The 11,777-nt window shown below is 62.7% G+C and carries 11 protein-coding genes; 6 read left to right on the top strand and 5 right to left on the bottom strand.

Going from position 1 to position 11,777, the window contains the following annotated elements; all coding sequences use genetic code 11:
- The first annotated feature begins 71 nt into the window (after positions 1 to 71).
- From IHQ43_RS17425 to IHQ43_RS17410, 4 genes are all read left to right on the top strand, one after another.
- Entirely contained in the window at positions 72 to 2,396 is a 2,325-nt protein-coding gene (locus tag IHQ43_RS17425) for an FdhF/YdeP family oxidoreductase (protein WP_192561464.1), read from the top strand.
- Between the two features lie 110 nt (positions 2,397 to 2,506).
- Positions 2,507 to 3,922 (top strand): cytochrome ubiquinol oxidase subunit I, encoded by a 1,416-nt coding sequence (locus tag IHQ43_RS17420; protein ID WP_192561463.1) that lies wholly within the window; start codon positions 2,507 to 2,509, stop codon positions 3,920 to 3,922.
- A 17-nt stretch (positions 3,923 to 3,939) separates the two neighbouring features.
- Positions 3,940 to 4,956, top strand: coding sequence for a cytochrome d ubiquinol oxidase subunit II (gene cydB / locus IHQ43_RS17415; RefSeq protein ID WP_192561462.1), 1,017 nt, complete (start codon positions 3,940 to 3,942; stop codon positions 4,954 to 4,956).
- The gene (locus tag IHQ43_RS17410) at positions 4,943 to 5,098 is read left to right on the top strand and encodes a DUF2474 domain-containing protein (RefSeq protein ID WP_192561461.1); all 156 of its coding nucleotides are present in this window, start codon (positions 4,943 to 4,945) and stop codon (positions 5,096 to 5,098) included. The genes cydB and IHQ43_RS17410 overlap by 14 nt, the downstream gene beginning before the upstream one ends.
- A 181-nt stretch (positions 5,099 to 5,279) precedes the next feature.
- Here the strand turns inward: IHQ43_RS17410 and IHQ43_RS17405 are convergent, their stop codons facing one another.
- Positions 5,280 to 6,131, bottom strand: a complete 852-nt coding sequence (locus IHQ43_RS17405) for a CAP domain-containing protein (protein ID WP_192561460.1) — start codon at positions 6,129 to 6,131, stop codon at positions 5,280 to 5,282.
- A gap of 199 nt (positions 6,132 to 6,330) precedes the next feature.
- Here IHQ43_RS17405 and IHQ43_RS17400 point away from each other — a divergent pair, with 199 nt between their 5' ends.
- Positions 6,331 to 6,951 (top strand): cell wall hydrolase, encoded by a 621-nt coding sequence (locus IHQ43_RS17400; protein WP_192561459.1) that lies wholly within the window; start codon positions 6,331 to 6,333, stop codon positions 6,949 to 6,951.
- On the opposite strand, the gene IHQ43_RS17395 is transcribed toward IHQ43_RS17400, so the two are convergent.
- Positions 6,948 to 7,835: a LysR family transcriptional regulator gene (locus IHQ43_RS17395; RefSeq protein WP_007950584.1), complete on the bottom strand. Its 888-nt coding sequence runs from the start codon at positions 7,833 to 7,835 to the stop codon at positions 6,948 to 6,950. The two genes, IHQ43_RS17400 and IHQ43_RS17395, sit on opposite strands and share 4 nt — an antisense overlap.
- Positions 7,836 to 7,938: 103 nt before the next feature.
- On the opposite strand from IHQ43_RS17395, the gene IHQ43_RS17390 reads away from it, so the two are divergent.
- Entirely contained in the window at positions 7,939 to 9,327 is a 1,389-nt protein-coding gene (locus IHQ43_RS17390; protein ID WP_192561458.1) for an MFS transporter, read from the top strand.
- A gap of 62 nt (positions 9,328 to 9,389) precedes the next feature.
- Here the strand turns inward: IHQ43_RS17390 and IHQ43_RS17385 are convergent, their stop codons facing one another.
- The 3 genes from IHQ43_RS17385 to IHQ43_RS17375 are packed head-to-tail and all read right to left on the bottom strand — an operon-like array spanning position 9,390 to position 11,734.
- Positions 9,390 to 10,796, bottom strand: a complete 1,407-nt coding sequence (locus IHQ43_RS17385) for a heavy metal sensor histidine kinase (RefSeq protein WP_192561457.1) — start codon at positions 10,794 to 10,796, stop codon at positions 9,390 to 9,392.
- Positions 10,793 to 11,464 carry a heavy metal response regulator transcription factor gene (locus tag IHQ43_RS17380; RefSeq protein ID WP_007950581.1) on the bottom strand — a complete coding sequence of 224 codons (672 nt, stop codon included), beginning with the start codon at positions 11,462 to 11,464 and terminating at the stop codon, positions 10,793 to 10,795. The genes IHQ43_RS17385 and IHQ43_RS17380 overlap by 4 nt, the downstream gene beginning before the upstream one ends.
- Before the next feature lie 12 nt (positions 11,465 to 11,476).
- On the bottom strand, positions 11,477 to 11,734 hold the full coding sequence (locus IHQ43_RS17375) for a DUF2790 domain-containing protein (RefSeq protein WP_192561456.1): 258 nt from the start codon (positions 11,732 to 11,734) through the stop codon (positions 11,477 to 11,479).
- Positions 11,735 to 11,777: the final 43 nt, after the last annotated feature.

Genomic DNA, 11,777 nt, shown 5'->3' with positions numbered 1-11,777 from the left:
CTTGAAAGTCAGTCGTCGCTGTTTAAACCCGATCAGGTTTTTGCCTGTGTGCATCGTCATGGAGAAGTCCCATGTCACAAGTCGACCGTTACAAACCCTACAAGGGCGCCGCTGCGGGTTGGGGCGCTGTGATCAGCCTCACCAAAAACTGGCTGGGCAGTGAAAACGCCCTGAAAAACATCCGCGCCATGCTCAAGACCAACCAGAACGGCGGCTTCGACTGCCCCGGTTGCGCCTGGGGTGAGGCACCCGGCGCGAGCATGCTGAAGTTCTGCGAGAACGGCGCCAAAGCGGTGAACTGGGAAGCCACCGGCCGCCTGGTCGATCCGGCGTTCTTCAACAAGTACACGGTCTCGACCCTGGCCGAGCAAAGCGATTACTGGCTCGAATATCAGGGGCGGATCACCCACCCGATGCGCTACGACGCGCGGGTCGACCGCTATGTCGAAATCACCTGGGACGAAGCCTTCGCGCTGATCGCCAAACATCTCAAAGGCCTGAAATCGCCTCACGAGGCCGAGTTCTACACCTCGGGTCGCGCCAGCAACGAAGCGGCGTTTCTTTATCAGTTGTTCGTCCGCGCCTATGGCACCAACAACTTCCCGGACTGCTCGAACATGTGCCACGAAGCCAGCGCGGTGAGCATGGGCGAGAGCCTGGGCGTCGGCAAAGGCACGGTGGTCTATGAAGACCTGCACCACGCCGACGCGATTTTCGTCATCGGCCAGAACCCCGGCACCAACCACCCGCGCATGCTCGAACCGCTGCGTGAAGCGGTGAAGCGTGGCGCCCAGGTGGTGTGCATCAACCCGCTCAAGGAGCGTGGGCTGGAACGTTTCCAGAACCCGCAAAACCCGATCGAGATGCTCAGCAACGGCTGGGAAGCGACCAACACCGCGTACTTCCGCCCGGCACTGGGCGGCGACATGGCGATGATCCGCGGCATGGCCAAGTTCCTGCTGGAGTGGGAGCGTGAAGCCCAGGCCACCGGTGGCGAACCGGTGTTCGATCACGCGTTCATTGCCGAGCACACGTCGGGTCTCGACAGCTATCTGGCCGAAGTCGATGCCACGAGTTGGGAGCACATCGTCGAGCAATCCGGCGTGCCGCTGCATGACATCGAGTTGGCAGCGCGCATGTACGCCCGCGCCAAAAGCGTGATCATGTGCTGGGCCATGGGCCTGACCCAACACGTGCACTCGGTGCCGACCCTGCAGGAAGTCATCAACCTGCAACTACTGCGCGGCAACGTCGGCCGTCCGGGCGCCGGGCTGTCGCCGGTGCGCGGCCACAGTAACGTGCAGGGCGACCGCACCATGGGCATCAACGAACTGGCCCCGACCGAGCTGATGGACGCCCTGGAAAAACGCTTCAACTTCAAGGTGCCGCGCATGCACGGCCATAACACGGTGATGGCGATTGGTGCCATGGAACGCGGCGAAGCCAAGGTGTTTATCGGTCTGGGCGGCAACTTTGCCCAGGCCACGCCGGACACGCCACGCACTCACGCCGCCATGCGCAAACTCGACCTGAGCGTGCACATCTCGACCAAGCTCAACCGCAGCCATCTGGTGACCGGGCGCGATGCTTTGATCCTGCCGTGCCTCGGCCGAACCGACATCGACGTCCAGGCCGAAGGCCCGCAAGGCGTGACGGTGGAAGACACCTTCAGCATGGTGCATTTGTCGTTCGGCCAACTGAAGCCGAAGTCGGCGCACCTGAAATCCGAGCCGGCGATCATTGCCGGGATCGCTGCCGCCACATTGGGCAAACACCCGATCGATTGGGAATGGGCGGTGGGCGACTACGGGCGCATCCGCAACCTGATCGCCGACGTGATTCCGGGCTTCGAGAATTTCAACGAGAAGCTGCTGATCCCCGGTGGTTTCCATCTCGGCAACAACGCTTCCGACCGGGTCTGGAAAACCGAATCCGGCAAGGCCCAGTTCACCCCGTGTGTGCTGCCGGAACATCTGATCAGCGAAGGCGTGCGCAACCTGCCGGTCAAACCGCATCTGATTCTGCAAACCATGCGTTCCCACGATCAGTACAACACCACGCTGTACGGCCTCGACGACCGTTATCGCGGGGTTTACGGCATGCGCGACGTGGTGTTCGCCAACGAACAGGACATCCGCCGGCTCGGGTTTGAACCGGGGCAGAAGGTTGACCTGGTGGCGCTGTGGGGCGACGAGCGTGAGCGTCGGGTCAGCGGTTTCACCCTGATCGCCTACGACATTCCGGCTGGGCAGGCTGCCGCGTACTACCCGGAAACCAATCCGCTGGTGCCGCTGGAAAGCTACGGTGATCGCACCTACACGCCGACCTCGAAATTCGTGGCGATCCGCCTCGAAGCGGCCGAGGCGAGCAACCTGATTCCGTCGTCGGTGGCGTAACCGACTCACGCGATCCAACCCTTTTGCATTTTTGACTGGCTGCAGGCGTTCACGCCTGGCGGTGGCCCGGCCGTGTGCTGCCGCTTTTCAGCCTTGATGAGGACATCATCATGTTCAACCTGGAGGCACTGGACCTGGCGCGAATTCAATTCGCGTTCACGGTTTCGTTCCACATCATCTTCCCGGCGATCACCATTGGCCTCGCGAGTTTCCTCGCGGTGCTCGAAGGCCTGTGGCTGAAAACCCGTAACGACACTTACCGCGATCTCTACCACTTCTGGTCGAAGATCTTCGCCGTCAACTTCGGCATGGGCGTGGTGTCGGGGCTGGTCATGGCGTACCAGTTCGGCACCAACTGGAGCGGGTTTTCCGACTTCGCCGGCAGCGTCACCGGGCCGTTGCTGACCTATGAAGTGCTGACCGCGTTCTTCCTCGAGGCCGGGTTCCTTGGCGTCATGCTGTTCGGCTGGAACCGCGTGGGCCGTGGCTTGCACTACTTTGCCACAGTGATGGTTGCCATCGGCACGCTGATCTCGACCTTCTGGATTCTCGCGTCCAACAGCTGGATGCAGACCCCACAAGGTTTCGAAATCGTTGACGGCCGGGTGATGCCGATCGACTGGCTGGCGATCGTGTTCAACCCGTCGTTCCCGTTCCGCCTGGCGCACATGGCGATTGCCGCGTTTGTTGCCACGGCGTTCTTTGTCGGCGCTTCGGCAGCCTGGCATTTACTGCGCGGCAATGACAGCAAACCGGTGCGCAAGATGTTTTCCATGGCGCTGTGGATGGCGCTGATCGTCGCGCCGATCCAAGCGGTGGTCGGTGACGCCCATGGCTTGAACACCCTGGAACACCAACCGGCGAAGATCGCCGCCATCGAAGGTCACTGGGAAAACCCCGACAACGGGCCGACCCCGCTGGTGCTGTTCGGCATCCCGGACATGCAGGCGGAGAAGACCAAATACGCGATCGAAATCCCATACCTCGGCAGCCTGATCCTCACCCACAGCCTCGACAAACAGATTCCGGCGCTCAAGAGCTTCCCGAAAGAAGACCGGCCGAACTCGACCGTGATTTTCTGGAGCTTCCGCGTCATGGCCGGGCTGGGCATGTTGATGATCCTGGTCGGTGTGCTGGGCCTGGTGCTGCGGCGCAACGGCAAGGTCTACCGTCATCGCGGCTTCCAGCGCCTGGTGCTGTTGATGGGGCCGAGCGGTCTGATCGCGCTGCTGGCGGGTTGGATCACCACCGAAGTCGGGCGCCAGCCGTGGGTGGTGTACGGCCTGATGCGCACCCATGACGCGGCGTCCCATCACTCGGTGGCGCAGATGAGCACCTCTTTGGCGCTGTTCGTCGTCATCTACTGCTCAGTGTTCACTGTGGGCATCGGCTACATGATGAAACTGGTGAGCAAGGGCCCGCAGCCGCACCACGAACACCCGCCCGAAGGCACCCAGGTGCAGACCCCGCGCCGGCCACTTTCGGCGGTCACCGACAACCTCGAATCCGCGACCCGGATCCACTGAAAAAGGAGCGTTGAGTCATGGGTATTCAAGGTATCGATCTCTCGTTGATCTGGGGTGTGATCATTGCCTTCGGGGTGATGATGTACGTGATCATGGACGGCTTCGATCTGGGCCTCGGGATCCTGTTCCCGATGATCAGCGACGAGCAGGAACGCGACGTGATGATGAACACCGTCGCACCGGTCTGGGACGGCAACGAAACCTGGCTGGTGCTGGGCGGCGCGGCGTTGTACGGCGCGTTTCCGCTGGCTTACGGAGTGATTCTGGAGGCGCTGTATCTGCCGCTGATCCTCATGCTGGCGGGGTTGATCTTCCGTGGTGTGGCGTTCGAGTTTCGTTTCAAGGCACCGGCGGAAAAACGCTATCTGTGGGACTGGGCGTTCATTGGCGGTTCGCTGCTGGCCACGTTCTCCCAGGGCGTGGTGATCGGCGCGTATGTGGCGGGGATTCCGGTGGTGGACCGGCAGTTTGCCGGTGGCGGTCTCGACTGGCTCGCACCGTTCCCGTTGGTCTGCGGCGTCGGTCTGGTGGTCGCTTACGCCTTGCTGGGCAGCACTTGGCTGCTGGTGAAAACCGAAGGCATGCTCGAGTCGCGGATGCGTCACTACAGCCGTCCGCTGGCGTGGCTGCTGCTGGCGATGGTGGTGGTGATCGGCGCGTGGACGCTGCAACTGCACCCGGAACTGGCTGGCCGCTGGTTCAACCATGCGCACCTGACCGTGTTCGCCGGGCTGGTGGTGTTGGCGGTGCTGGCGCTGTTCGGGCTGTTGCGTTCACTGCGCCAGCGGCACACCCATTGGCCGTTCGTGTTCACACTGGTGCTGACGTTCCTCGGCTACATTGGCCTGGCGCTGAGCATCTGGCCGAACATCATCCCGCCGTCGGTCAGCCTGTGGGCGGCGGCTTCACCGGCCACCAGCCAGCTGTTCGCCCTGATCGGCGCGCTGTTTATCCTGCCGGTGATCCTGATGTACACCTTCTGGAACTACTACGTGTTCCGCGGCAAAGTGAGGATCGGCGATGGCTACCATTGATTCGCGTGAGGTGAAATCCAGCCCCTGGTACAAGCGTCTGGGCTGGCTGCTGCTGATCTGGTCCGGCAGCGTGGTGTCGCTGGCGGTGGTGGCGAGCCTGCTGAAACTGGCGATGTATGCGGCGGGGATGAGAACTCATTGAGCATAAAAAACCGGAGCCTGACAGGGGCTCCGGTTTTTTTTCCAGAATTCCAAGTTCATAGGCTGACCCTGTGGGAGCGAGCTTGCTCGCGATAGCAATGTGTCAGTTACATCAACGGTGAATGACACACCGCCATCGCGAGCAAGCTCGCTCCCACAGTGTTCAGTGGTGGTTTCAAGACTTATTCGCCACCAAACATCGCCGTCCAGTAAATGCCGGCGCTGCTCTTCGGATCGACTGCGTAAGCAGCGCCGAGCTCGCGGTATTGCGGGTTCATCAGATTGGCGCAATGGCCGGGGCTGGCGAGCCAGCCGGCGACGACTTTCTGCACCGTGTCCTGTCCGGCTGCAATGTTTTCGCCGACCTGCTGACCGCTGTAGCCGGCCAGTTCGGCGCGGTCGCCGGGGGTGCGGCCGTCGCGGTCCTTGTGGTCGAAATAATTGTTGTTGGCCATCTCGCGGCTGTGTTCCTGGGCGACGCCGCCGAGCACCGCGTTCCACGCCAGCGGCGCAGTCGCTGCGAAGGCCTGACCGCCGCACTGGCGCGGTTGGGCGCGGGCGGCGTTGAGTTGTTCGAGGAGTTTTTGGCCTTCAGCCTGACCGTCGCCAAGGCGGGCGGACAGCAGTGGCCGGGCGAGGGTGATGCGCCAGTCACGGTCAGCACGGCTGACGCCGATGTCGACGAACTGCGGATCCAGCACCACCTGACAGAAACTCTCCTGAATCGCCTTCATCGCCGACGCTGCTTCCCGTGGCCCGTTGAGGGTGATCGCCTGGACGTTGACCATCGGGTAGCGAGCGCTGGACATCGCCTGCTGCAAATCCACCACACCGCTGGCCGGCAGAATCAGGCGCGGATCGGCCGACAGCGGCGGCAATTCGCTGGACGCCTGAGTGCCACAACGCTGCGGCTGGCTGCGGTAGCTGTTGATCGATTCGATCAATTGCGACTCGTCGGTGGCCATGGCCGAAGTGGCCAGCGCCAGGCCCACGGACAACGCGGCGAGTCGCAGAACGGATGGCATGAAGCGCATGGAAATCTCCCTTGGGCTGAGTGCGCACATCATGCGCGAAAGGGCCCCGGTTCGTGCAATGTCTTTTTCTTCATGGCGCGGATTTTTCTGCGGAACGATGCCGTGAAAATTGCCGTCTACACTTCGCGAAGACCCCGGAAACCGGGCGTCTCAACCACGTAACACTTTGCCCGCATCGGGCCCTGCCGGAAGAATGATCATGCGATTGAACGGGTTGCTTTGCTGTCTTGCGTTGACCCTGCTGAGCGGCGCGGCACTGGCCACCGATCAGGCGCCGATCAAGGCAAAGGCCGAAGCGAAAGCCGAGGTACTGGAAGAGAAGGCCGCCGACAAACCCGACGCGCCCCCGGCACCTAAATCCGAAGCCATCACCCCGACTGAAGCGCAGGCGGTTGACCCCGCCGGCGCCGCACCGCTGGACGATCCGATCACCTGTCTGGCGCGCAGTATCTATTGGGAAGCCAAAGGCAAGGACAATGCCGACATGGAAGGCGTGGCCAGTGTGGTGATGAACCGCCTCGGGCATGACGGCTTTCCGGGCACGGTCTGCGAGGTGGTCAAGCAGGGCTCGGAAACCAAGAGCTGCCAGTTTTCATGGTGGTGTGACGGGCGTCCGGATCAGGTCAAGGAGGATGCCGAATACGCGCTGGCCAAGGAAATCGCCGGCAAGGCGCTGAACCGTCAGCTCACCGATCGCACCCACGGCGCGTTGTATTTTCACGACCGCAACGTTCATCCGAGCTGGGCCAAGGAATACACCAAGACCGCCGAGACCAGGAAATTTCTGTTCTACAAACCCGCTGGCGGGGATGCGCGTTAGGCACAGACTTCCCGCACACAATTGCGCAGCCAGCGGTGCGCCGGGTCGGCGTCCATGCGCGGATGCCAGAGCATCGACACGCTGATGTCCGGCATGCGAAAGGGCAGGGCGAAACTGTGCAGGCCCGTGCGCAGTTTGCTGGTGTGACGTTCCGGAACGGTGGCGATCAGGTCCGACTCACGGACGAGCGTCAGCGCCGCTGAAAACCCGCCAAACGAAGTGACGATGTCCCGCGTCAGTCCGAAGGCGAGCAATGCCTCGTCCACCGGGCCGCTGCTGCGCCCGCGCCGTGACACCAGAATGTGCTGGCCTGCGGCGAAGCGTTTGGCGCTGACCTTGCCGCTGCTCAACGGATGTCCCTCACGCACCACACCGATCCACTGATCGCGGAACAGGATGCGGCTGTGCAGCGTCGGGTCAGTGCTGTCGTCGACCACGCCGGTTTCCAGGTCCACCCGGCCTACGCGCAGGAGCGTGCTGTCCTTGTCGGCTTTTTGCACAAAGCGCAGGCGCACGCCGGGCGCCTCTTCGGCGATGCGGGCGAGCAGGGCGGCGGCGAAGGTTTCGACAAAACCGTCGGTGTTGCGCAGGGTGAAGGTGCGCCGCAACTGGCCGGGATCGAGCACTTCTGCCGGGCGCAAAACCGCTTCGGCTTCCTGCACCAGATAACTGACCCGGTCGCGCAGCTCCAGCGCACGCGGGGTCGGCACCAGTCCTCGGCCGGCGCGCACCAGCAGCGGATCCCCGGTGGTTTCCCGCAGCCGGGCCAGCGCGCGGCTCATGGCTGACGGACTCAGACGCAGGCGCTCGGCGGCGCGGGCGACGCTGCCTTCGCTCAGCAGCACGTCGAGGGTGATCAACAGGTTCAGGTCCGGTGCATTCATGACATGGCGTTCCATGCAGGTATCAAGTGCAAAGCATGCGTCTTGCGCCTTGTATTGTCGAGGCTCAGGCTATGTCCCATGACTTCTGCCCTGTGAGCCTCCCATGCACCGAGAACCCCTGAGTCCTTCAGCCCGCTGGGCGCTGACCAGTCTGGCGCTGTCGATGCTGATGCCGTCGCTGGACACCAGCATCGCCAACGCCGGATTGCCCACGCTGGCGGCGGCGTTCGATGCGACCTTTCAACAAGTGCAGTGGATCGTGCTGGCTTATCTGCTGGCGGTCACCACGTTGATTGTCAGCGTCGGGCGGTTGGGTGACGGCTTCGGTCGGCGGCGCTTACTGTTGATCGGCATCGGTATTTTTACCGCCGCTTCGCTGGCTTGCGCACTGGCGCCGAGTCTGGCCTGGCTGATCGGTGCGCGTGCGGTGCAAGGCCTGGGCGCGGCGATCATGTTTGCATTGACGGTGGCGCTGGTGGCCGATGCAGTACCGAAATCCCGGGCCGGCAGTGCGATGGGGTTGCTGGCCACGATGTCGGCCACCGGCACCACCCTCGGGCCGTCGCTCGGCGGGTTGTTGATGGCGCATGTCGGCTGGCAGTCGATCTTTGTGATTAACGTGCCGTTGGGGTTGCTCAATGCCTGGCTGGTGTATCGGTATTTGCCGAAGGATCGGATCGTGCGCTCGGGTGTTGCATTTGATTATCCCGGCACCGCCGTGCTGATGCTGACGCTGGCGGCCTATGCACTGGCGATGACGATTGAAGGACTCACCCCGACGTTGTTGCTGATCAGCCTGTTGGGTGTGGGGTTGTTCATCCTGGTCGAGAAACGGAGCAAGGCGCCGCTGATTCACCTGTCATTGTTCACCGACACGCGAATCAGCAGCAGTCTGGCCCTGACGTTGCTGGTGACGACGGTGATGATGACCACGCTGGTGGTCGGGCCGTTTTACCTGAGCCGGGGACTGGGCCTCACCAACACTCAGGTCGGACTGGTGTTGTCGATCGGGCCGTTGCTGGCGGCGTTCAGCGGTGTACCGGCCGGGCGGCTGGTGGATCGTTTCGGCGCGCGGCGGATGGTGCCGGGCGCGTTGCTCGGCCTGGCTTGCGGATGCGGTCTGTTGTCCTTGTTACCCATGAGGCTCGGGCTGCTTGCGTATGTGCTGCCGATCATGCTGGTGGCCTTGAGTTATGCGCTGTTCCAGGCCGCCAACAACACGGGTTTGATGTCCGGCGTCGCTCAGGATCAGCGCGGCGTGGTCTCGGCCATGCTCGGGCTGTCGCGCAATCTGGGCTTGATCACCGGGGCGGCGGCAATGGGCGCGGTGTTCGCCCTGGCCACGGACGATCCGACTCAGGCGCCGGCCGCAGTTATTGCAGGCGGACTGCACATCACCTTCGGCGTGGCCACGGCGTTGATGCTCGCCGCCCTGTGCATCAATCAATTGTGGGAGCGAGCTTGCTCGCGAATGCGGTATGTCATGCGCTGAAGAGTTGGCTGGTATGACCCATTCGCGAGCAAGCTCGCTCCCACAGTAAGGCCTTGGCGAAATCAGTCGCGGGATTGTCGGGCAGGAAAGAACAGCTCAAAGCAGGTGACGCCATTAGCGCTGCTGACGCTGTAGCGGCCCTGATGCAACTGCATGATGGTCGCGACAATCGACAGGCCCAGACCGTTGGATTGGGCCGAGCGCTCACGGGACGGATCGACGCGGTAGAAGCGCTCGAACAGTCGCGACAGGTGTTCCGCAGGAATGGTCGCGCCCTGATTGCGTACCCGCAGGTAGCTGCCGTCCGCTTCAGCAATGGCTTCGACCTGCAACGTCGAATCCGCCGCGCCGTACTTGATCGCGTTGGCGCACAGGTTGGCCAGCGCTCGGCGCAGCAGCATCGGTTCGGCCCAGATCACACCGCTGCCACTGGCCTCGATGGTGACGCCGACATCGGCAGCCAGCCCTTCGAAGTAATCGGCGATACGCTGCATCTCATCGCCGGCGTCCAGCTCCTGCCGCTGGCTCAGGGCACTGGCCGGGTCGGTGCGGGCGAGAAACAGCATGTTGTCGAGCATCCGCGCCAGTCGTTCGAGTTCTTCGACGTTGGAGGCGAGCAGTTGCTGATAGGCGTCGACGCTGCGGTTCTGTTGCAGGGCGACCTGGGTCTCTCCGAGCAGGTTGTTGATCGGCGTACGCAGTTCGTGGGCCATGTCGGTGGAGACCTGGCTCAGTTGCGCAACCCCTCGGTCGAGCCGGTCCAGCATCGCATTGAAAGACTCGATCATCGGCTGCAATTCCCGGGGCGTGCCGTGGCGGTCGAGGCGTTCGCCGAGGTTGGCGATGCCGATCCCGTGGGCATGTCGGGCAATCCGCCGCAATGGCAGCAAACCGCGATACACCAGCAGGCAGCCGACCAACGCCAGCACAATTGCGGCCAGTGACGCGAGGCCGTATACGCTGAGCCGGTAGTTGGCGAGCATCGCTGTGCGTTCGCTCATCACCTTGGCAATGAGCACCTGCAGATTGCCCTGGTCGCCGGAGTCGATACTGGCCGCCACCGCCGAGAACGGCACGCCGTTGATGCTCGGCAGATGCTGCACGTCGTTGAGCGCCATTACATGGTCGATCGGTACAGCGGGCACGCTCGGCAGTGCCAGGTCGCTGGGGTTGACCACGAACAAGGGCGGTTGCCCCGGCGCACCGATGGTCAACAGCGCTTCGCGGTTGCCCAGCATGTTCTGGAACAGCGCCGGTTTGGTCTTGATCAGCTCAAGGGTGTTGCTGTCGTTGAGGATGGTGCGCAATTGGTCGATACGGCTGACCAACTGGATGTCGTCGCGGCGGGTCAGTTGCTCTTCCAGCTGGTTGTAAAGCGCCGCGCCGAGGCCCGCCAGCGCGGCGAAGGCGAGCACGGCGAAGACCAGCGCCAGACGCAAGGTCAGGGAGTAAGTGCCGGCGATTTTCATGGCTGGGTATCGAAGCGGTAGCCGATGCCGCGCACGCTGTGGATCAGCTTGAGCGGGAACGGGTCGTCGATCTTCGCCCGCAGGCGGCGCACGGCGACATCGACCACGTTGGTGTCGCTGTCGAAATTCATGTCCCACACCCGCGAGGCGATCAGCGAACGCGACAGCACTTGCCCGGTGTGGGTGGCGAACAGTTGCAGCAGGGCGAATTCCTTGTTGGTCAGGGTGATCCGGTTGCCGGCGCGGGTGACCCGACGCTTGAGCACGTCGATCTGCAGATCGGCCACTTGCAATTGCTCTTCTTCATGGATCGGCCCGCGCCGGGTCAGGGTACGCAGGCGCGCCACCAGTTCGGCGAAGGAAAACGGCTTGATCAGGTAATCGTCGGCGCCCAGTTCCAGCCCCTTGACCCGGTCGGCGATGTCGTCGCGGGCAGTCAGGAACAGCACCGGCGTGTCGGTTTCCTTTCGCAGCCGGCGCAAGACTTCCCAGCCATCCATTTTCGGCATCATCACGTCCAGCACGATCACGTCGAAGTCGAACTCCAGCGCCAGGTGCAGACCGTCGGCGCCGTCCCGGGCCAGGCTCACGCTGTAGCCCAGTTCCTGCAAGCCGTTGAGCAAGTAATTGCCGGCCTTGGGTTCGTCTTCGACAACAAGGATATTCATGGGCACTGTGCCTCAATTGTCATTGATGCAGCCGCTGCCTTGCACTTGATAGTCCAGCACATGTTCACGGCCCTGGTGGTCGAGGTAGTTGAGCTGCGCGGGGATCACGCCGCAAGCCTGGGAAATATCGGTGCTGGAAAGGACTTTGTCGACATCCAGGTGCACGTAAAAGCCGTTGGTGTCGTGAATGACCGTGCTCTCAGGCATTTCAGCGGCGAACACGGAACCGGTGGCGAGGAGGGCGGTGAAGGCGAGGATCAGGGTTTTCATGATGGGTCACTCGAGTCGTTGAAGTTGATCGGCGTTCTGGCCG

Origin of the sequence: Pseudomonas gozinkensis, assembly GCF_014863585.1 — a bacterium.
Classification (GTDB): domain Bacteria; phylum Pseudomonadota; class Gammaproteobacteria; order Pseudomonadales; family Pseudomonadaceae; genus Aquipseudomonas; species Aquipseudomonas gozinkensis.
Note: the sequence above shows the minus strand (reverse complement) of the source record. Positions and strands in the feature narration are given on the sequence as shown.

Bases quoted from the DNA above. Each gene is read 5' to 3' on its own strand.
- IHQ43_RS17405 (WP_192561460.1), bottom strand. From the start codon at position 6,131: ATGCGCTTCATGCCATCCGTTCTGCGACTCGCCGCGTTGTCCGTGGGC.
- IHQ43_RS17395 (WP_007950584.1), bottom strand. From the start codon at position 7,835: ATGAATGCACCGGACCTGAACCTGTTGATCACCCTCGACGTGCTGCTG.
- IHQ43_RS17410 (WP_192561461.1), top strand. From the start codon at position 4,943: ATGGCTACCATTGATTCGCGTGAGGTGAAATCCAGCCCCTGGTACAAG.
- IHQ43_RS17390 (WP_192561458.1), top strand. From the start codon at position 7,939: ATGCACCGAGAACCCCTGAGTCCTTCAGCCCGCTGGGCGCTGACCAGT.
- IHQ43_RS17375 (WP_192561456.1), bottom strand. From the start codon at position 11,734: ATGAAAACCCTGATCCTCGCCTTCACCGCCCTCCTCGCCACCGGTTCC.
- IHQ43_RS17425 (WP_192561464.1), top strand. From the start codon at position 72: ATGTCACAAGTCGACCGTTACAAACCCTACAAGGGCGCCGCTGCGGGT.
- IHQ43_RS17385 (WP_192561457.1), bottom strand. From the start codon at position 10,796: ATGAAAATCGCCGGCACTTACTCCCTGACCTTGCGTCTGGCGCTGGTC.
- IHQ43_RS17400 (WP_192561459.1), top strand. From the start codon at position 6,331: ATGCGATTGAACGGGTTGCTTTGCTGTCTTGCGTTGACCCTGCTGAGC.
- IHQ43_RS17380 (WP_007950581.1), bottom strand. From the start codon at position 11,464: ATGAATATCCTTGTTGTCGAAGACGAACCCAAGGCCGGCAATTACTTG.
- IHQ43_RS17420 (WP_192561463.1), top strand. From the start codon at position 2,507: ATGTTCAACCTGGAGGCACTGGACCTGGCGCGAATTCAATTCGCGTTC.
- cydB (WP_192561462.1), top strand. From the start codon at position 3,940: ATGGGTATTCAAGGTATCGATCTCTCGTTGATCTGGGGTGTGATCATT.